Below are 18,082 nucleotides of genomic sequence, written 5' to 3'. Positions count from 1 at the left end.
GCGGTAGTCCCGCAGTCACTCCCGCGGAAGCAACGGTCCCAGCGGCCCGAGGTCCAGATTGAGGTCCTCGGGCCGCAGGCCGTAGCGCTCGCGCAACTCGGTCATCCGGTCGTCGAGAAGCATCAGCGTGAGCCCGATGCGCTCCTCCTGGTCCTCCGAGAGCTCCCCGGTGTCGAAACGGCGCAGCGCCTGCCGCTCCATGAGCTGACGGAGCAGCTCGACGACGGTCAGGACCAGTTTGACCAGGTCCCTTTCCACCGTGTCGGGCTCCAGTTCGAGGCGGTTGCGGCCGGTCACTCGATGCCTCCCCAGGGTGACGGAACCTGTGCGTTCACGGAACTGATCAAAGCGTTCAGGTCGATGCGGACGAGGTCGACGTCCGCGATACGCAGCGTGAGGTCACCGGTGATGACGACCCCGCCGGCGAGGAGCCGGTCGAGGAGATCGACGAGGGCCACCTCACGACGTTCGATCACGGTCACAGGCCGCCCTCCCCGCTCTGTTCACTCTCTCCGCTCTCTCCGCTGAAGGAATAGGCCGCCCACGGCCCGGTGAGTTCCACTCGCAATCCCGGCTCTTCGCCCTTGGTGCGGTCCACCAGTTCCACGAACTCCTCGGAATGGGCGCGCGACACCAAATAGGCCGCGTTCAGCACATTGCGGCCGGGAACTCCGGAGAGCGCGGAATTCTGCGGAGCGTGCAGCCGGGTGTCCTCCGCGAATTCGGAGAGGGTGTCGTGCAGCCGGCGGGCGAACCGCTCGGCGTTCTCCCACATCTCCTCGTGGGCCCGGTGGCTCCGCCGCCGCTGCCGCAGGTAGTCGCGCCCGCTGGAGACCTTCGCGGGTGCCTGGGCCGGCTCCTGCTCCTCGGACTCCGCGTACACCTTGACGCCCCACTCCACCCGCCCCGCCAGCCGGTCCAGGGTGCGCCGGAAGCCCTCCTCGCGGGCCTCCAGCATCACCCGAACGCCGCTGTCGTCGCGGAACACGGTGCCGAGCCGGAGCGGCAGGGGCGTGGTGACGACGGTGAGCGCGTCGATCACGCTCTGGTGGGCGCGGGCGGTCTCGGTCAGCCAGTCCAGATCCTCCAGATGGGCGCGGAGCGGCTGCTCCGCGAAGTCGCGCTCCGGCACCTCGCTGACCAAGGCGATCAGGTCGTGGTGGCGCAGCTGCCGGGGCGGCGCGCCCGCGACCCCGGTGAGCTGGGACTGGAGCGCCGCGTCGAAGGGGCGGCAGACGGCGTACACGTAACGCAGTCCGGTCATGAGGGCTCCTCTCTGGCGCGGCCGCGCTCGATGGCCGGCTCCGGCTCCCGCCGGTACCCGCCGTCGTCCAGCTCCGCGAGCCGGGCACGCAACTCGGCGTTCTCACGGGAGAGTTCGTCCCGGCGCGCGTGGGACGACAGCGCCGGGTCGGTCTCCCACCAGTCGATCCCCATCTCCTTGGCCTTGTCGACGGAGGCGACGATCAGGCGCAGCTTGATGGTGAGCAGCTCGATGTCGAGCAGGTTGATGCGGATGTCGCCCGCGATCACCAGGCCCTTGTCGAGTACACGCTCCAGGATGTCGGCCAGGTTGGCACTCCCGTTCTGCCCGTACGGCTCGGGGACTCGGCTCGGGAACGTCATCGGCGGCGGCTCCCGCCCACGGTGGCGGCCCGTTCCTCGTCCTCATCCTCGTACGGTTCCTCGTCGATGTCCTCCCCGGCATCGCCCTCGGCCTCGGGAAGGTCCTCGTACTCCTCCTCCGGGGCCTCGTCCGCGTCCTCCGCGTCGCCTTCCCCGCCCTCGTCGGCGTACGCGTCGGCCTCGTCGTCGAAGTCGCGCGGCTCCTCGTCCGGCTCCGCCTCCTCCTCCGCGTACTCGGCCTCGGCCTCGTCGTCCTCCGGCGCCTCGTCCTCCGGGGCCTCGTCGTCCCGCTCTTCCTCCCGCTCCTCCTCCGCGAGGGCGTCCTCGTGGCTGACGACGACCTCGCCGTCGCGGATCTCGCCGCGCCAGCCGTCCTCGGCCTCGCCCCTGAGCGAGATGAAGCGGGCGAAGTGCTTGAGGTCGAGCCGGGCCCGGCGGCCCTGGGCGCGCCAGATGTTGCCGGTCTTCTCGAAGAGGCCGGTCGGGTAGTACTCGATGACCAGCAGGACCCGCGTGAGGTTGTCCGCGAGGGAGTGGAAGGAGACGACGCCCTTCGTGGTTCCCTTGGCCCCCTCCGACGTCCAGGCGATCCGCTCGTCGGGCACCTGTTCGGTGGTGTGGGCCTTCCAGCTGCGGTTGGACCAGAAGACCTTCATCTGCCAGTCGGAATGGGTGTCGTCGGCCGGGTTGGCGCTCTTCACGCCCTTGGCGAAGGTGCTGAAGCTCTGGTACTGGGTCCACTGGTCGTACGCGGTGCGCAGCGGCACCCCGACGTCGATGGACTCCATGATCACCGTGGGCTTGCTGCCCGAGCCGCCCTTGCGCTTGCCCTTGCCGCCGAAGAGGTTCTTGAGCCCGCCGACCACGTTGTCCTTGGCGCGGCCCGCGCCCACCTCCAGGGCGGTGCGCAGCGGCCCCTTGCCCTCGGCGAGCTTGCGGCCGCCGTCGAGGGCGAGCTTGGCGAAGCCGGGGCTGTTGCCCTCGGCGATGTCGTTGAGCTTGCCGGTCGTCTCGCCGAGCTTGCGGCCCGCGCCGACGAGGAGCCGCTGGACCTGGGCGGCCAGATACTCCTGGGCCTCGGCCTTGAGGTGGTCGACGGCCTCGCTGTGGGCCAGGTCGGTGAGCGGGTTGCTCTTCGTCGCGTCCTTCGCCCGGTCCGTCGCCTGGCTGGTCGCGCGGCCGGTCGCCGCGCCGAGGGTCTCAGTCATCTTCGCCGCCTCCCCTCGTCGTCCGCGACCGGGTGGCCTTGCGAGCGGCCTTCTTGGCCGGGGCCCTGCCCGGGGCGGTCTTCTTGGCGGCCGTCTTCTTGGCCGCGGTCTTCTTCGCCGCGCTCTTCCGCGCGGCCGAGCCCGAAGGGGCTGTCTTCTTGGCGGGGGCCTTCCTGGCGGCCGGTTTCCCTTCCGACCTGGGCGGGGACTTCTTCGCCGGCCGCTTGCGCGAGGGCTCCTCCTCGGGCTCCTCGCCATCCGTCCCGCGGCTCTCGGCGTCCTCGTACTCGCCGCCGTCGCCCTCGTCGTCGTACTCGTCGCGGGTGTCCGCGTACTCGTCGTCGGCGTACTCGTCGTCCGGGTACTCGTCCGCGCGGTCCTTCCCGCCGCGTCCCGGCAGGTCCGGTGCCACTCCGGCGAGCTGGTCGCGCACCTGCGAGGTGCGTCCGTGCAGCCGGTCGGCGAGCCCTTCGATCTGCCGCTCGACCAGCGCCCCGGTGGCCGCCTTGCCGACACCGCGCAGGTCCCCGCGGAGCTGGTCCCCGATCTCCTTGAACTGCGGGTTGTTCAGCAGCTGCTGGGACACCAGGTCCGCGAGCGCCCGCGGGCTCAGGTGCATCCGCTTGCCGGCCACCATGGTGCCGACGGCGAACGCGAGTTTCATCTTCCTTGTACGTCCCAGGACGTACCCGGCCCCTACGGCGAGGCCCAGTCCGATTCGATTCATTATGTCGTTCCGTTCCCGGTTCCTGTGCTCCTCTGCGAGCTGATCTCCAGCCGGTCCAGGAGTTCGTCCTCCAGACGGTCGAACTCCTCCTCATCGATCTCGCCCGCGTCGAGCCGCTGCTCGAGGCGGGCGAGATCGGCACGGACGGCCGCCGGGTCGTAGTACTGGCGCTCGGCCTCGGTGACCACTTGTCCCACCGCCCAGAGGCTGCCGCGCACCGGTGCGAACGGCAGCAGCAGCACCTCGGTGATCAGTCCCATGTACTCGCCTCCTCGGCCTTGGAGCGCCGTGTGCGCGACGCGCCGTGGACCCGCGCGGAACGCGCTGTCAGTGCGTCGTCTCAGCGGGCTGCGCCGGCCCCGGTTCGACGAAGCTGTAGGGCGGCAGCGGCCCGTTCACCCGCACCTCGATGTGCGGATGGCTCTTGCGGACCTCCTCCACCGCGTCGAGGAACACCGCGGCGGACTCCCGGTCCACGAGGAACGACAGATTGGCCAGCCAGCCGGTGGAGTCGGGCCCCGCGCTGGCGGCCGCCGCGGTCGGCTCCAGCGCCCGCCGCAGCTCCGCCGCGTCCTCGGCCTCCCGGGCCTGCACCGCGGCGACGACCATCTCGCCGAGCCGCAGTCGGTCCTCGTAGGTGCCGCCGCCCGCCTGCCGGTTCGCCTCGGTCATGGCGCGCAGCTCGGGGTTCTCACCCATCACCCGGTGCAGCACGGCCTCTTCGTCGTGGCTGGCCTTCACGTTGTACTCGACCTTGCCGTCGAGGGCGCGGAGCCGCTCCAGGTAGTGCTCCGCGCGTTCCGCGAGCACCCCGGTGACGGACGCGTCGTCCGGTGCGACGCTGCCGAACCGCATGGGCAGCAGCGGACCTCCGGCGCCCGCCTCACTCAGGACGTTCTGGTGGGCGAGCAGGTCCTTGCGCTTGGGGCGCAGCCCCTCGGGGGCCTCGCTGACGATCGCCGCCAGCTCACCCTCCTCGATGACGCGCACCGGGCGCGGCGGGTCGCCCACGCCGCCCATGCCCTCGGGGAGGGCGGGGTGTGAGCTCGCCGTGATGCCGTAGACGTACGTGCTCACTCCTGTTCCTCCCTCTTGCGCGAGCTCGTGGTCTTGCGGGCCCGTGGCCGCGACTCGGACTGGCTCTCCTCGCGGGACTGCCTGAACGCGTCGGAGATCGTCTCGGCGGCGCCGGACAGCGCCCCCTTGGACTTGCCGCGCGCGCCGGACTCGGTGATCTCACCCACGAGGTCCGGCAGGCCGGGGTTCTTGCGCGGCCCCGCCTCCAGGTCGAGCCGGTTGCACGCCTCGGCGAAGCGCAGATACGTGTCGACGCTGGCGATGACGACACGGACGTCGATCTTCAGGATCTCGATGCCGACCAGGGAGACTCGCACGAACGCGTCAATGACGAGCCCCCTGTCGAGGATGAGCTCCAGGACGTCGTAGAGGCCACTGCTGCCGCCTCCGCCGCCGGACTGCTGTGCCGGGACTACGGTCATGCCGGCCGATCCTCCTTGTCTGTGGGTTCTGGTGCGGGACGACGGCCTAGCGGCCACCAGGGCGATGTGGGTCGGCCCTCCCGCGCTCGTACCGGCGGACGCGTCGGTATCCGGTGAGCTCGCCCTCGGGGTCGAGCTCCACCCGGTAGCTCGCGAGCAGGCTCATCGTGTCGGGGACCCTGGCGATCTCCAGGACCTCGACCTCCAACGTCCAGCCGTCCTCGGTCTGTTCGAACGACGACACGGTTTCGGGCGCCATGCCGGTCAGCTCCGCGAGCTGGGTCCGCGCGTGGCGCAGCACCTGCATGGGGCTGGGCCGGTCGTCCGCCCGTTCCTGTGCCGCTTCCGGTTCGTCCGGTTCTTGGGATTTACGTGAACTCTGTGTTTTTGATGTGTTGGATGTGTTCGACATGGCCACCTCGAACACCGAGTGGCCCCACGTCCGTTGGCCAAACCTTTTGGTCGACTCCTCTCCGTATGTGGGCCGTATGGGGGCTGCATGGGGGCCGTATGGGGCCGCTCGTCGACGGGCCGGTCAGGGCGCGATCGCGTGCTCCACCAGCAGCCGTCCGGCCGCCGTGATCGCCTCCGCGTCGATGCCCGCTTCTCGGAGCTGCTCCCGCGGGCTCGCCGAGCCCGGCATCGTACGGACGGCGAGGCGCACCAGGCGGGGCACCGGGCGGCCGTCGAGGAAGGCGTCGAGGACCGCGTCGCCGAGACCGCCCTCCTCGTGGTGGTCCTCGACGGTGAGGAGGCAACCGGTGCGTTCGGCGGCCTCGCGCAGGGTGCGGCGGTCGACGGGCTTGACCGAGTAGAGGTCGATCACCCGGACCTGGATGCCCTCGGCGTCCAGCGCCTCGGCCGCCTTCAGGGCCTCGTGGACGGTGACCCCGGCCGCGACGACGGTGAGCCGGTCGGTGTCCGAGGCGCGCAGCACCTTGCTGCCGCCGACCGGGAACTCCTCGGTCGGGCTGTAGAGGACGGGCGAGTCGCCCCTGGACGTGCGCAGATAGCGGATGCCCTCGAGGCCGGCCATCGTGCCGACGAGCTTGGCGGTCTGGTTGGCGTCGCACGGGTAGAGCACGGTCGAGCCGTGCACCGAGCGCATCATCGCCAGATCCTCCAGGCCCATCTGCGAGGGCCCGTCCTGGCCGATGGCGGCGCCCGCGTGGGAGCCGACGAGGTTGAGGCCGGACCCGCTGATCGACGCCATGCGGATGAAGTCGTGGGCACGGGTGAGGAACGCCGCGAACGTGGCGGCGTACGGTACCCAGCCGCGCGCCGCGAGGCCCACCGAGGCGGCCACCAGCTGCTGTTCGGCGATGTAGCACTCGAAGTAGCGGTCGGGGTGTTCCTTGGCGAAGAACTCCGAGCGCGTGGAGTCGCCGACCTCGCCGTCCAGGGCGACGACGTCACCGCGTGCGGTGCCCAGCGCGGCGAGTGCCTGTCCGTACGCGTCGCGGGTGGCGACCTCGTCGCCGATCTCGTAGCGCGGCAGCTCCAGGTGCCCGGTCCGTACGGCGTGCAGCATCCGGGCGGCGGGCGGCTGCCGGACCTCGACGCGGAGGTCGCGGACACCGCCGAGTTCCGCGATCGCCTCGTCGGCGTCCTTGAGCGGCTTGCCGTGCAGGCCCTCGCGGTCCTGGACGGCCTCGACGCCCTTGCCCTTAAGGGTGCGGGCGAGGATCACGGTGGGCTGGCCCTTGGTGGAATCGGCCTCGCCGTACGCGCGGTCGACGGCGTCCACGTCATGGCCGTCGATCTCGATCGTGTGCCAGCCGAAGGCCGCGAAGCGGCGGGCGTAGGCGTCCAGGTCGTGTCCGTGCCGGGTGGGCCCGCGCTGCCCGAGCCGGTTGACGTCCACGATCGCCGTCAGATTGTCCAGATGCTCGTACGCGGCGTGCTCGGCGGCCTCCCACACCGAGCCCTCGGCGAGCTCGCTGTCCCCGCACAGCACCCACACCCGGTAGCCGGTGCGGTCCAGCCGCTTCCCGGCCAGCGCGATGCCGACGCCGACGGGCAGTCCCTGGCCGAGCGATCCGGTGGCCGTCTCCACCCAGGGCAGCTTGCGCGGCGTCGGGTGCCCTTCGAGACGGCTGCCGTGCTTGCGGAAGGTCATCAGCTCGGTCTCGCTGATCGCGCCGGCCGCCTTGTACGCGGAGTACAGCAGGGGCGAGGCGTGCCCCTTGGACAGCACGAAACGGTCGTTGCCGGGGTGCACCGGCCGCTCGAAGTCGTACCGCAGATGCTTGGCGAGCAGCACCGCCATCAGCTCGGCGGCCGACATGGACGAGGTCGGGTGCCCGGAGCCCGCGGCCCCCGAGGCACGCACACTGTCCACCCGCAACTGCTGTGCCAGCTCAGTGAGTTGACGGCTGTTCATGACTCTCCTTCCGAACCCTTGGCGGGCTTCTGCCGGTCTTCGGACACCTCGCGCCGCGCCTGGGGCGGTGGCGCCGGCCGGTCAGGGGCCTGATCCTTGTGTGCGGCCCCCGGTCCGCTCGACACCCCGGCCCGGTCGGGCGCGGTCCGCTCCTCCACCGCCCCCCGCCGCCCGGAACTCTCCGGCGTCCCCCTGCCCTTCTCCCTGTCCTTCTCCGGCGCGCCCGGCATCCTGGCCAGCTCCGGTGACGCCGTGTCCAGGGGGACCGACCAGGACCGTACGAAGCCCAACTGGACGCCCTGGCGGGGCAGTACCGCGTCGAGGAGCCAGTCGGCGGCGACACGGATGCGGTTGCCGGGCATGGCGGCGAGGTGGTAGCCGCGGGTGACGGCACCGGCGACGGGGCCGGACAGCGGAATGCCGAGGGGGTTGGCGGCGGCCTCGACGCCACCGAGGTCCACGACGAAGCCCAGGTCGCCGTGCCGGTAGGGCCTGGGCTCGCCGCGGCCGAGGGACGCGGCGACGTTGTACCCGGCCACCTTGCCCTGCCGCCAGGCGTGCTGCGCGGTCATCGGCGTGTACTCGCCCGGCTTGGTCAGATCGGGCACGGCGGCCGCGTCCCCGCAGGCGAACACCTCGGGCCGGCCCGGCACCTGCAGCGTGGGCTCGACGAGCAGCCGGCCGCGTTCCATCGGCAGCCCCAGCGACTCGGCGAGCGGATCGGGCCGTACGCCCACGCACCACACCAGTGTGCGCGTGTCGACGAACTCCCCGTCGGTCAGCAGCACTCCGTCCGACGTCGCCTCCTTCACGGAGGTCCCCATCCGCACGTCGACACCTCGCTGCCGCAGCACCCGGTCGGCGGTCCGCGACAGCTTCTCGTCCATCTCGGGCAGCACCCGCTTCGCGACGTCGAGCAGTATCCAGCGCGGCCGCATGCCCTCCCGCAACGGCTGTTTCCCGACCAGCTCGTCGGTGAACAGCTGGCCGTGGGCGGCGACCTCGGTCCCGGTGTACCCGGCGCCGACCACCACGAAGGTGCACCGCGCGCCGCAGCTCTCGGGATCCTCTCCGCCGGCGGCCAGCTCCACCTGCCGGGTCACGTGGTCCCTGAGGTACAGGGCCTCCGGCAGCCCCCGGAAGCCGTGGGCGTGCTCGGCGACGCCCGGGATGGGCAGCAGCTTGTTCACACTCCCGGCGGCGAGCACCAGCCGGTCGTAGGTCAGCGTGCCGACGCCGCCCTCGGGGTCCGAGTAGCGCACGGTACGCGCGTCGAGGTCGATGTCGTCGGCCTCGCCGAGCACCACCCGTACGTGGGGCAGGGTGCCGGCGAGGGAGACGGTGACCCGGCGTGGTTCCAGGATGCCTGCGGCGACCTGGGGCAGCAGGGGCAGATACAGAAAGTGGTCGGTCGGGTTGAGCAGGGTGATGTCGGCCTTGTCCCGGGTCAGCCGCGCGAGGGTGCGGGCCGTCCGGTAGCCGGCGAAGCCGGCACCGACGATCACGATGCGGGGTCGACTCACGGTTCGCCTCCGGCGGGGTCGCGCATACGCAGTCCTCAGCGTCCTCAGGCGTAGGGGTCCTGAGCGTCCTCAGGCGTATGGGTCCTGTGGCGTACGAGCCTTCCGCGTCCCCCTGGCCAAGGCGCCCAAACCGGCTGGGCGCCCGAACGTCCGTGGGTTTCCCCTGTGACCTCCGGGTACCCGGACCGCGACCCGACCCCGACCCCGACCGCACCCCTCGCGGAGGTGCCCCCATGCCCGAGTACGGCTACTTCCTGGCGACCGAGGAGTTCGGTCCCGCGGAGCTGATCGAGCAGGCGGTGGGGGTCCCCCCGGCTCGAGCGAAGTCGAGAGTTGGGGGAGGCGGAGCAGGCCGGATTCGACTGTCTGTGGATCTCTGACCACGTCCACCCGTGGAACGACGCCCAGGGCCGGAGCCCGTTCGTGTGGTCGGTGATCGGCGCGCGCTCCGAGGCCGTGGCGCTGCCCATCGAGACGGCCGTGACCTGCCCTACCGCCCGGATCCACCCGGCGGTCGTCGCGCAGGCGGCGGCGACCAGCGCGGCTTCTTCGACTTCTACCGCACAAAGGTGCTGCCGCAACTCGAGCGGGGCCCCCGCTGACCGGCCCCACCCCCAGGGTTCTCGGCCCAGACGGTGCTACCTCTCCCCATCGTCTGGTCATCGTCTGGGCCGAGTGCATGTCCTGCTCATGGCGACAGGCGGCAGGCGGCAGGCGGCAGGCGGCAGGCGGCAGGCGACGACCCCGCGTGGAGCGCCGAGCGCACGGTCGGTCCCGACCACAACCCGATCCACACCGACCACACGTGGCCACAAGGCGAGCGGGGCCGGGACGCTTTCGCCGTCCCGGCCCCGCTCCCCGCCCGCTTCCTGGGGCGACCCCGCCGTCACCGGCCCCGGTGGCGCGGATCCTCGGGGTCGACGCCGGCCGGGGGCGGCGCACCGGGCGGCATACCCGGCGCCGGTCCGCCCGCGGCCCCGGTCCCACCGCCGGGCGCGACGGGCGGCACCGGCGGGTAGCCGGCCGGCCCCGTCCCACCCGGGGGCGTCCCCGGCGCCGTACCACCGGCGACCCGGTCACGGTCCGCCGCGAGCTCTCCCTCGCGCCCGGCCGAAGGCCGCGCCGCGCCCCTCAGCGCATACGCCGCCACTCCGAGCACGACGGCCGTGATCAGCGCGGCGGCCCAGTCCGGCAGGCCCAGCGACAGCGCCAGACCGAGGGCCAGCGCCAGGGCGGCGCCCGCGTACAGGGCGAGCGCCCCGGACGCGGCGTACAGCGTGGCCGTACGACGCTGCTTACGGGTCTGCTGCCGCAGCTCGTCGCGGACGGTCTCGCGGGCCACCTGCGCCAGTTCGTCGACCAGGTGCTTGTCCAGATGTTCCAGATGATCCAAGCGGTCCATCGCACCCGAGTACCCGGGCCCGTGCCCGGGTAACGCGGCGCGCGACGGCGACGGGAACGAGAACCGCCCGAAACGATCTCCATCCCCGGTCGGCCCCAACTAGGCTTTCCCCCATGGAGATTCTCGGCACCACGCTCCGTATCTGCGTCGACGACCTGGAGGCCGCGGTCCCGTTCTACGAGAGGCTCTCGGGCGGACCGGCGATGCGCTTCGAACGCGGTGGCGTCCAAGTCGCCGCCGTCGGGTGCTTCCTGCTGATGAGCGGCCCGGAGTCGGAGCTGGAGGTCCTGCGGAAGGTCACCGCCACCATCGCGGTGGAGGACGTCGACGAGGCCAACCAGGTTCTCACCGCCTCCGGCGCCCGCGTCCTGGCCGGCCCGATCCCCACCCCGGTCGGCCGCAACCTCATCGCGGTCCATCCCGACGGCTCGGTCTACGAGTACGCGGACCGCAGAGCGGCGGGGTAGTCCCGGGCCCGCGGGACCGGTCGGGGAACCCGGCGGCGGGCGATCACCCGGCCGGCTCGGCGAAGGCGGCCACGACGAGGTCAGTGAGCAGCTCGCCCGCCGTGCCGTCGGGGTCCAGATCGGGGTCGTAGATGGCGACGTTGAGGCCGACGCAGTGCGGTGAGCGGACCAACGGGCGTAGCAGCGCGGTCAGTTCGTCGGGGAGGAGCCCGTCGGGGTCGGGGCTGTCGACGGCGGGCATGACGGACGGGTCGAGCATGTCGGCGTCCAAGTGCACCCAGAAGCCGCCCAGTTCAGGCGTCTCGAAGCTCTGCGCGGTGACCCGGGCGACATCGTCCGCACCCCAGGTCCAGGTGCGCAGATCGCCGACCGTCACGACCGGGATCTTCAGCGCGGCCAGTTCGCCACGCTCGTCCTCGAACGCGTCCCGGATACCGAAGAGCCGTACGTCCTCGTCGCGCAGAGAGGGCCCAGCCCCTCCGGATCGGTCAGGTCCGGCTGCCCGCGCCCGGTGGCGAGCGCCAGCTCCTCGCCACCGGCCGCCCCGACCCGGTCGGAGTTCCCCGGATGCCGGAAGTCGGCGGACGCTCCCCCACTGCCTTAAGGGCGTGGGAGGTACCCCCACTCCGCGACCAGCCCGTACCGTCCGATGCGCCGCAGCGCGAGCGACGCGCCGAGCTGGATCGAACAGTCCCCGCCGAGGACGACGGGCAGCTCACCGGCCCGGACATGCCGCTCGATCCGGTCGGCGAGCCTGCGCGTGTACGAGGCGATCGCGGCGGCGTTGAAGACCCCGTCGCCCTCCCGCCAGTAGCCCCGGTCGTAGCGCGGCGGCACCGCCACCCCGCCCTCCGGCGCACCGAGCCGCCGCACGATGCCCTGCTCCCGCAGGGCGCCGGCGAGCTTGTGGCAACCGGGCACGGTACCCGGGGCGGGCGGTCGCAGGCCGAGGTTCGAGGGGGCGTCGACGACGATGTTCCGCTCCGCATGGATCTCATCCTGCGGGACCGGGCCGCCCGCCGGGGACGGGAACGGATCATTCCGATGGCGGGCTCATGCCCGGTCCGCCCGGCCTCTCATCTCCGCGGTGAGCGCCCACCGCTGGTGGTCCCGCCACGCCCCGTCGATGAACAGGAAGTCCGGCGAGAACCCCTCCAGCCGGAATCCGCACCGCCGGGCGAGCGCGATGGAGGCGGCGTTCCCGGGCTGCACATTGATCTCCAGCCGGTGCAGCCCCATGAAAGTGAACGCGTACTCGACGACCAGCCCGAGCCCCTCCCCCATCAGCCCGCGTCCGGCGGCATGCGCGAAGGCCCCGTAGCCGAGGGCTCCGCACTGGAAGCCGCCCTCCACGATGTTGTTGATGTTGATGAACCCGGCGAGCCCGCCGCCGTCCTTCTCGCACACCAGGAACCCGGCCTTCGTCGGATCCTCGATGAGCCGCCCCGCGTAAGCGGCGTACGCGGCGGGGGTGGCCGGCGGAAACAGCCATGGCCGGTGCAGATCCCTGCTCTCCCGCACCCGCGCGGTGAACTCGGCCCCGTCGTCGGGCCTGAAGTGCCGTATCCCGACGCGAGGGCCTTCGATGAGATGACGAACGTTCTCGGACACCCCGCCACGGTACGTCGGCGCAGGCGTCACCTGCGCCGTCTCATGAAGTACCCGCACACCGCCCCCACCAGGCCCGTCCCCAGCAGCGCCAGCCACAGGGGCATGGTGACCTCGGAGACCAGCAGCTGGATCTCGGTGTCCTGGGTGTTCTGGAAGACGAAGACGAGCGCGAGCACCGCGAGCAGGCCCGCGACGACCCTGCCGGGCGTCAGCAGGTCACCCCATCGCTTGCGCCTGTGCGTCCCGCTCCGTTCCGATGTCTTCGGGCTCATACCTCCAGAATGACGCGAGCCGGCGGGACGCGCCCGGTGGGCGCCGTTTCCGCAGGCCCCGGCGGAGGGCGGTCAGGCCAGCGCCGGCTCGTCCAGCGTCAGCGTCCCCGCCTCCGTGTCCAGTTCCGCCATCACCCCGAACGGGATCGTCAGCGCCCCTTCCCCGTGCCCGAACCCGAACTCCTCCACCACCGGCACCCCGACCCCGCCGATCCGGTCCACGAGAAGCGCCCGCACCCTGTCGTACGGGTCGCACTGCGCCCAGGAGCCGAGCAGGATGCCGGCGACTCCGTCGAGCCAGCCCGCGCGCAGGAGCTGGGTGAGGTAGCGGTCGAGGCGGTAGGTCTCCTCGCCGACGTCCTCCAGACACAGGAGGGCGCCGCGGGCGGAGGGCCGGGCGTGGGGGTTGCCGAGTTCGGCGGCGAGCAGGCAGAGGCAGCCGCCGAGGAGGACACCCCGGGCGCGGCCGGGCACGAGGGCGGTGCTTCCTTCGGCGGCCCGGATCATGCGGACCGTCTCCGGGGAGAACAGGGTGGCGCGCAGATGGTCCTGGGCCCCGGTGTTCTTGAGGAAGTCGACCCCCGCCGCCATGGGGCCGTGCAGGGTGACCAGTCCGGCCCGGGTGGCGAACGCCTCGTGGAGGGCGGTGATGTCGCTGAACCCGACGAGCGTCTTGGGGCCCGCCGCCCGTAGGGCGTCCCAGTCGAGCAGGTCGACCATCCGCTGGACGCCGTAGCCGCCGCGGGCGCACAGCACGGCGGACACGGACGGGTCGCACCAGGCGGCCTGGAAGTCGGCGGCGCGGTCGGCGTCCGTGCCCGCGAGGTACGGGAACTCGGGGTGCCGGTCCAGGGTGTGGGGTGCGACGACGGGATCGAGGTCCCAGCCGCGCAGGATGTCCAGCCCGGCGCTGAGCCGCTCCTCGGCCACCGGCCCGCTGGGCGCGACGACAGCCACCCGGGCGCCGGGGGCGAGGCGGGCGGGCCTGGTCAGCGGCGTGACCGGGCGGGCCGGGCCGGTGGGGTGGGACGGGCCGGTGGGGCCGGGTGGGGCGGGCGGTGTCACTTGGCGAGCTCCAGAGTAGGGATACCAGGAGGATTCAACCCGAAGACCTGCGCGTACAGCGACAGCTCCGCCTCCAGGGCCCGCACCATCGTCTCCGCCCGCCGGAAGCCGTGCCCCTCCCCCTCGAAGGCGAGGTAGGCGTGCGGCACCCGCCGATCCTCCATCCGGGCCAGGAACCGCTCGCACTGCGCGGGCGGGCAGATCACGTCGTCGAGGCCCTGGAGCAGCAGGAAGGGCGCGGTGATCCGGTCGGCGTGCTCGGTGGGCGACCGCTCCACGTACCGCATCGGCTCCTCGGCCTGCGGCCCGACCAGGCTCTCCAGGTACTGGGACTCGAAGTCGTGCGTTTCCCCCGCCCCCCAGTTCGTGAGGTCGAGGATGGGATACAGGATGGTTCCGCAGGCGTAGACGTCGGTCGTGGTGAGGGACACGGCGGCGGTCCAGCCGCCGGCGCTGCCGCCCCTGACGGCGAGCCTGGTCCGGTCGGCGGTGCCCTCGTCGGCGAGGGCGAGCGCCACCGCCGCGCAGTCCTCGACGTCGACGACACCCCACTGCTCGCGCAGCCGGTTGCGGTACTCCCGCCCGTATCCGGTGGACCCGCCGTAGTTGACCTCGGCCACCCCGATGCCACGTGAGGTGAAGTAGGCGATCGCCAGGTCGAGGACCAGGGGCGCGCGGCTGGTGGGCCCGCCGTGCGCCCAGATCACGTACGGCGGCAGCTCGGTGCCGGGGGCGACACGGCCGGGGTGGTGCGGTGGGTAGACGTGCGCGTGGATCTCGCGTCCGGCGGGGCCGAGGAAGCTGCGGATCTGGGGTTCGGGGTAGAAGGAGGGGTCCACCGGATCGTCGTGCGCGGCCCCGATCACACGGGCTTCGCCGGTGGCGGCGTCCAGCTCGACCACCTCGTACGCGCTGCGGGGGCTGGCCCCGATGCCGATGACCCGGCCGCCGTGCACGGCGAGCGACGGGGCGAACTCGGTCCACGGTCCGGCCGCGTCCACGACCTGGCCGGTCTCGATGTCGAGGATGCCGAGCGCGGTGGCACCCCGCCCGTGCACCACGGCCACGAGCCCGCCGTCCAGCAGCGCGAACCAGTGCCAGCCGACCTTCCACAACGGCCCGCCGAACTCCTCCTCGCGGGCACACAGAGCCGTGCGGTCGCCGCCGTCGGGGTCGAGGCGGTAGAGGTTCCAGTAGCCGGTGGTGTCGCTGGAGCAGACGAGGGTCCCGTCGGCGGCCCACTCGGCCTGGGCGACCGACTCCTCCGGGCCGCCGGCGACGGTCCGGGGCTCGCCCAGCACGCCGTCCCCGGTCACCTCGGCGACGAGCAGCGAGGTGCCGTCCCACGGCATGCGCGGATGGTCCCAGGCGAGCCACGCCGCGCGGCGGCCGTCCGGCGAGAGACGGGGGCCGGTGACGAACCGCCGGCTGTCGTCGGTGAGTTCCCGCACGGCGCCCCGGTCCTCGGCCGCCGAGCCGTCCAGCGGCACCGCGGCGACGACCCGCCGTACGTCGGTGGGTCCGTCCCCGGTGAACTCCTCCAGGACGCACCACACCTCGTCCCGGTCCGGGTGCGGCCGCGGGTCCACCCAGCGCAGTCCGCCGCCCACGGACGACACCGGGGTGAGCGGGCGGGGCTCGCCGCCCGGCTCGAACGCGTAGAGGCGCTGGTCGGCGAAGTTCACGAAGACCACCAGGTGGCCGGTGTCCCGCGGGACACCGGTCCAGGGCCGGCCGCCGTACTCCATGACCCGGCTGCGCACGTTCCACGGGGCCGGCAGCACCGACTCCTCCGTGCCGTCGGCCGTGCGCCGTACCAGGGTGCGCCGGCCGCCCTCGGTGGGCCGTGGTTCGGTCCACCACGCCTCGTCGCCGACGAAGTCCACGAACTCGGGATGCCCGTCGTGCGCGGCGGCGAGCGCCGCGGTGATCGGTGAGGGCCATGAACCGTACGCCAGGGTCTGCACCGTGTCCCCCATGTCCTTTCGTCCCCCGAATCCCATGTCTCAGGCCGTCCGCAGGAAGCGGTCGAGTACGCGGACGCCGAAGTGGAGCGCCTCGACCGGCACGCGCTCGTCGACCCCGTGGAAGAGCGCCGCGTAGTCGAAGCCCTCGGGGAGCTTCAGCGGCGAGAAGCCGTAGCCGGTGATGCCGAGGCGCGAGAACTGCTTGGCGTCCGTGCCGCCGGGCATGCAGTACGGCACCACGTGCCCCTCGGGCGCGAACTCCTCGACGGCGGACCGCATCCGCGCGTACGTCGTCGAGTCCACCGGCGCCTGGAGGGCCACCTCCCGGTGCTCGTACTCCCACTCCACATCCGGTCCGGTGAGCCGGTCGAGGGTCTCGCGGAACTCGTCCTCGCCGCCGGGCAGATACCGTCCGTCCACGTGGGCGACGGCCTCCCCCGGGATCACATTGATCTTGTAACCGGCTTCCAGCATGGTCGGGTTGGCGCTGTTGCGCACGGTCGCCTCGACCAGGGCGGCGGCCGGACCGAGCTTGTCGAGCAGCCGGTCCACGCCGCCCTGGTCGTCGAGGTCGGCCTCGACGCCGTACAGCGCGGCGAGTTCGGTGAGGGCCGCGCGGACGGTCGGGGTGAGCCGCAGCGGCCAGTCGTGTGCGCCGATCCGGGCGATCGCCGCCGCCAGTCGCGTGATCGCGTTGGCCCGGTTCACCTTGGAACCGTGGCCGGCGCGGCCGTGCGCGGTGAGCTTCAGCCAGCCGGTGCCGCGCTCCCCGGCCGCGATCGGGTAGATCTGCCGGCCCGCGCCGTCGTGGAAGGTGAACGCGCCCGACTCGCTGATGCCCTCGGTACAGCCCTCGAAGAGACCGGGGTGTTCGTCGGCGAGGAAGCCGGAGCCGTCCTCGGCGCTCGCCTCCTCATCGGCGGTGAACGCGATCACGACGTCCCTGCGGGGGCGGACGCCCGCGCGCGCCCAGTGCCGGGCGACCGCGAGGATCATCGCGTCCATGTTCTTCATGTCGACCGCGCCCCGGCCCCAGACCACGCCGTCGCGGATCTCCCCGGAGAACGGGTGCACGCTCCAGTCAGCCGCCTGCGCGGGGACCACGTCCAGATGACCGTGGACGAGCAGCGCGTCCGCCGACGGGTCGGTGCCCTCGATCCGCGCCACGACGTTCGTACGGCCCTCGGTGCGCTCCAGCAGGGTGGGCTCCAGGCCCGCCTCGGCCAGCAGCGCGGCGGCGTACTCGGCGGCGGGCCGCTCCCGGCAGTCCCCGCCGCCGCGGTTGGTGGTGTCGATGCGGATGAGCTCGGAGGTGAAACGGACGACCTCGTCCAGGGCCCGCCGCTCCACGGGGTCCGCGGTCGTCCCGGGCATCGCCGACTCAGCCATATGTCTCCTCCACCGCGGCCGAGACGATCGTGGTGACCGCCTTGAACGTGCGGATTCCCTCGTACATGGTCGGGCTGGTGTACGCGACCTTGCGCTCACCGGTACGGACCACACCCGGCACGACGGTCGCGGCCATCGCCAGGTGCTCGGCGTCGAACTCCAGCGCCACGGTGAACGGTCCGCCCCGAACCGGTGCGTGACGCACCGCGAGCGCCGCGGCCTCCTTCGCCGCCGCACGGATGTCGGCGGCCGTTCTCGCGGGGGTGCGGCACACCGCCGCGTACCGCGACACATGGTCCTTGACCGCCACTTTGAGCGCCTCGGGCGCATAGCCCAGGGCGTCCTCGCACGCCACGTCGTCGCCTGTCACCAGCACCACCGGTACCCCGTACTCGGCGACGACATGCGCGTTGAGCAGCCCTTCACTGGCCCGCTCGTCGTTCACCCACACCCCGGTGACGGAGTTCGCGAGGTAGGTGTGGGCAAGGACGCCCTCCATCCCCGCGCCCGCGTGGTAGCCGACGAACGCGATGCCGTCCACGTCGCCGTGCTGCACGCCCTCCACCATGGACAGCGCCTTGTGCCGCCCGGTCAGCATCTGCGCGCGCTCGTCCAGCTCCTCCAGCAGCAGATTGCGCATCGTCCAGTGCGCCTCGTTGATCAGCACCTCGTCGGCGCCGCCGTCGAAGAAGCCGAGCACGGCGGCGTTCACGTCCGAGGTGAACATCGAACGGCACCGCTCCCACTGCGGTGTCCCCGGGAGCACGTCGGCCGGCCAGGTGACACCGGTGGCGCCCTCCATGTCGGCGCTGATGAGGATTTTCATGCGGGTCCGTCCCCTCGCAGGTCAGAGGCTTGCCGTCCGGCTGATGACAGCGGTTTCCGACAGCTTGCGATGGTGACGGGGATCTTCATGCCGCCTCACGTTACGCGTCGGCGGGGG

Annotated in this window: 20 protein-coding genes and 2 pseudogenes; 2 read left to right on the top strand and 20 right to left on the bottom strand. The window is 72.3% G+C overall.

Features of this window, described 5'->3' with window-relative positions:
- Positions 1–15: 15 nt before the first annotated feature.
- The 12 genes from OG202_RS39980 to OG202_RS39925 all read right to left on the bottom strand — a co-directional run bounded on the left by OG202_RS39980 (position 16) and on the right by OG202_RS39925 (position 8,966).
- Entirely contained in the window at positions 16–297 is a 282-nt protein-coding gene (locus OG202_RS39980; protein ID WP_033529790.1) for a gas vesicle protein K, read from the bottom strand.
- On the bottom strand, positions 294–482 hold the full coding sequence (locus tag OG202_RS39975; protein ID WP_033529791.1) for a gas vesicle protein: 189 nt from the start codon (positions 480–482) through the stop codon (positions 294–296). Before OG202_RS39975 ends, OG202_RS39980 begins: the two co-directional genes overlap by 4 nt.
- The gene (locus OG202_RS39970) at positions 479–1,264 is read right to left on the bottom strand and encodes a GvpL/GvpF family gas vesicle protein (protein ID WP_327726981.1); all 786 of its coding nucleotides are present in this window, start codon (positions 1,262–1,264) and stop codon (positions 479–481) included. Before OG202_RS39970 ends, OG202_RS39975 begins: the two co-directional genes overlap by 4 nt.
- A complete protein-coding gene (locus tag OG202_RS39965; RefSeq protein WP_326574836.1) occupies positions 1,261–1,626 on the bottom strand; it encodes a gas vesicle protein in 366 nt (121 codons plus the stop codon). Before OG202_RS39965 ends, OG202_RS39970 begins: the two co-directional genes overlap by 4 nt.
- A complete protein-coding gene (locus tag OG202_RS39960) occupies positions 1,623–2,834 on the bottom strand; it encodes an SRPBCC family protein (protein ID WP_328224344.1) in 1,212 nt (403 codons plus the stop codon). Before OG202_RS39960 ends, OG202_RS39965 begins: the two co-directional genes overlap by 4 nt.
- Positions 2,827–3,561, bottom strand: coding sequence for a DNA primase (locus tag OG202_RS39955; protein ID WP_327726983.1), 735 nt, complete (start codon positions 3,559–3,561; stop codon positions 2,827–2,829). The genes OG202_RS39960 and OG202_RS39955 overlap by 8 nt, the downstream gene beginning before the upstream one ends.
- Positions 3,561–3,821, bottom strand: coding sequence for a gas vesicle protein GvpG (locus OG202_RS39950; protein ID WP_327726984.1), 261 nt, complete (start codon positions 3,819–3,821; stop codon positions 3,561–3,563). Before OG202_RS39950 ends, OG202_RS39955 begins: the two co-directional genes overlap by 1 nt.
- Positions 3,822–3,888: 67 nt before the next feature.
- Positions 3,889–4,638 (bottom strand): GvpL/GvpF family gas vesicle protein, encoded by a 750-nt coding sequence (locus tag OG202_RS39945; protein WP_326574844.1) that lies wholly within the window; start codon positions 4,636–4,638, stop codon positions 3,889–3,891.
- Positions 4,635–5,060, bottom strand: a complete 426-nt coding sequence (locus OG202_RS39940; RefSeq protein WP_326574846.1) for a gas vesicle structural protein GvpA — start codon at positions 5,058–5,060, stop codon at positions 4,635–4,637. Before OG202_RS39940 ends, OG202_RS39945 begins: the two co-directional genes overlap by 4 nt.
- A gap of 46 nt (positions 5,061–5,106) precedes the next feature.
- A complete protein-coding gene (locus OG202_RS39935) occupies positions 5,107–5,472 on the bottom strand; it encodes a gas vesicle protein GvpO (RefSeq protein WP_326574848.1) in 366 nt (121 codons plus the stop codon).
- A gap of 123 nt (positions 5,473–5,595) precedes the next feature.
- Positions 5,596–7,443, bottom strand: coding sequence for a transketolase (locus OG202_RS39930; protein WP_327726985.1), 1,848 nt, complete (start codon positions 7,441–7,443; stop codon positions 5,596–5,598).
- Positions 7,440–8,966: an NAD(P)/FAD-dependent oxidoreductase gene (locus OG202_RS39925; protein ID WP_328224343.1), complete on the bottom strand. Its 1,527-nt coding sequence runs from the start codon at positions 8,964–8,966 to the stop codon at positions 7,440–7,442. Before OG202_RS39925 ends, OG202_RS39930 begins: the two co-directional genes overlap by 4 nt.
- A gap of 233 nt (positions 8,967–9,199) precedes the next feature.
- On the opposite strand from OG202_RS39925, the pseudogene OG202_RS39920 reads away from it, so the two are divergent.
- Positions 9,200–9,509, top strand: a pseudogene (locus tag OG202_RS39920) (LLM class flavin-dependent oxidoreductase); the annotation flags it as partial.
- 343 nt (positions 9,510–9,852) lie between these two features.
- On the opposite strand, the gene OG202_RS39915 reads toward OG202_RS39920, so the two are convergent.
- Entirely contained in the window at positions 9,853–10,368 is a 516-nt protein-coding gene (locus OG202_RS39915; protein WP_328224342.1) for a phage holin family protein, read from the bottom strand.
- Positions 10,369–10,481: 113 nt separating this feature from the next.
- On the opposite strand from OG202_RS39915, the gene OG202_RS39910 reads away from it, so the two are divergent.
- A complete protein-coding gene (locus OG202_RS39910; protein ID WP_326574856.1) occupies positions 10,482–10,835 on the top strand; it encodes a VOC family protein in 354 nt (117 codons plus the stop codon).
- A 43-nt stretch (positions 10,836–10,878) separates the two neighbouring features.
- On the opposite strand, the pseudogene OG202_RS39905 reads toward OG202_RS39910, so the two are convergent.
- From OG202_RS39905 to OG202_RS39875, 7 genes and pseudogenes are all read right to left on the bottom strand, one after another.
- Positions 10,879–11,828 (bottom strand): annotated as a pseudogene (locus OG202_RS39905) (arginase family protein).
- A gap of 60 nt (positions 11,829–11,888) precedes the next feature.
- A complete protein-coding gene (locus tag OG202_RS39900) occupies positions 11,889–12,446 on the bottom strand; it encodes a GNAT family N-acetyltransferase (RefSeq protein ID WP_328224341.1) in 558 nt (185 codons plus the stop codon).
- 26 nt (positions 12,447–12,472) lie between these two features.
- Positions 12,473–12,718, bottom strand: a complete 246-nt coding sequence (locus tag OG202_RS39895; protein WP_327726993.1) for a LapA family protein — start codon at positions 12,716–12,718, stop codon at positions 12,473–12,475.
- A gap of 72 nt (positions 12,719–12,790) precedes the next feature.
- Complete coding sequence (locus tag OG202_RS39890) at positions 12,791–13,675, bottom strand: S66 peptidase family protein (RefSeq protein WP_328224777.1); 885 nt, start codon at positions 13,673–13,675, stop codon at positions 12,791–12,793.
- A gap of 104 nt (positions 13,676–13,779) precedes the next feature.
- Positions 13,780–15,762: a dipeptidyl-peptidase 5 gene (locus OG202_RS39885; RefSeq protein ID WP_328224340.1), complete on the bottom strand. Its 1,983-nt coding sequence runs from the start codon at positions 15,760–15,762 to the stop codon at positions 13,780–13,782.
- Positions 15,763–15,789: 27 nt separating this feature from the next.
- On the bottom strand, positions 15,790–17,139 hold the full coding sequence (locus OG202_RS39880; protein WP_327726995.1) for a M20/M25/M40 family metallo-hydrolase: 1,350 nt from the start codon (positions 17,137–17,139) through the stop codon (positions 15,790–15,792).
- Positions 17,132–17,965, bottom strand: coding sequence for a M55 family metallopeptidase (locus tag OG202_RS39875; protein WP_326574865.1), 834 nt, complete (start codon positions 17,963–17,965; stop codon positions 17,132–17,134). Before OG202_RS39875 ends, OG202_RS39880 begins: the two co-directional genes overlap by 8 nt.
- Between the last annotated feature and the right edge of the window lie 117 nt (positions 17,966–18,082).

The organism is Streptomyces sp. NBC_00310 (assembly GCF_036208085.1).
In the GTDB taxonomy this organism is placed as follows: Bacteria; Actinomycetota; Actinomycetes; order Streptomycetales; family Streptomycetaceae; genus Streptomyces.
The sequence above is the reverse complement of the archived record's forward strand: the minus strand, read 5'-3'. Positions and strand labels throughout refer to the sequence as shown.

Excerpts from the sequence above, each read along its gene's own strand:
- OG202_RS39875 (WP_326574865.1), bottom strand. The coding sequence starts at position 17,965 with ATGAAAATCCTCATCAGCGCCGACATGGAGGGCGCCACCGGTGTCACC.
- OG202_RS39950 (WP_327726984.1), bottom strand. The coding sequence starts at position 3,821 with ATGGGACTGATCACCGAGGTGCTGCTGCTGCCGTTCGCACCGGTGCGC.
- OG202_RS39960 (WP_328224344.1), bottom strand. The coding sequence starts at position 2,834 with ATGACTGAGACCCTCGGCGCGGCGACCGGCCGCGCGACCAGCCAGGCG.
- OG202_RS39940 (WP_326574846.1), bottom strand. The coding sequence starts at position 5,060 with ATGACCGTAGTCCCGGCACAGCAGTCCGGCGGCGGAGGCGGCAGCAGT.
- OG202_RS39895 (WP_327726993.1), bottom strand. The coding sequence starts at position 12,718 with ATGAGCCCGAAGACATCGGAACGGAGCGGGACGCACAGGCGCAAGCGA.
- OG202_RS39930 (WP_327726985.1), bottom strand. The coding sequence starts at position 7,443 with ATGAACAGCCGTCAACTCACTGAGCTGGCACAGCAGTTGCGGGTGGAC.
- OG202_RS39955 (WP_327726983.1), bottom strand. The coding sequence starts at position 3,561 with ATGAATCGAATCGGACTGGGCCTCGCCGTAGGGGCCGGGTACGTCCTG.
- OG202_RS39965 (WP_326574836.1), bottom strand. The coding sequence starts at position 1,626 with ATGACGTTCCCGAGCCGAGTCCCCGAGCCGTACGGGCAGAACGGGAGT.
- OG202_RS39935 (WP_326574848.1), bottom strand. The coding sequence starts at position 5,472 with ATGTCGAACACATCCAACACATCAAAAACACAGAGTTCACGTAAATCC.
- OG202_RS39880 (WP_327726995.1), bottom strand. The coding sequence starts at position 17,139 with ATGGCTGAGTCGGCGATGCCCGGGACGACCGCGGACCCCGTGGAGCGG.
- OG202_RS39915 (WP_328224342.1), bottom strand. The coding sequence starts at position 10,368 with ATGGACCGCTTGGATCATCTGGAACATCTGGACAAGCACCTGGTCGAC.
- OG202_RS39885 (WP_328224340.1), bottom strand. The coding sequence starts at position 15,762 with ATGGGGGACACGGTGCAGACCCTGGCGTACGGTTCATGGCCCTCACCG.
- OG202_RS39910 (WP_326574856.1), top strand. The coding sequence starts at position 10,482 with ATGGAGATTCTCGGCACCACGCTCCGTATCTGCGTCGACGACCTGGAG.
- OG202_RS39970 (WP_327726981.1), bottom strand. The coding sequence starts at position 1,264 with ATGACCGGACTGCGTTACGTGTACGCCGTCTGCCGCCCCTTCGACGCG.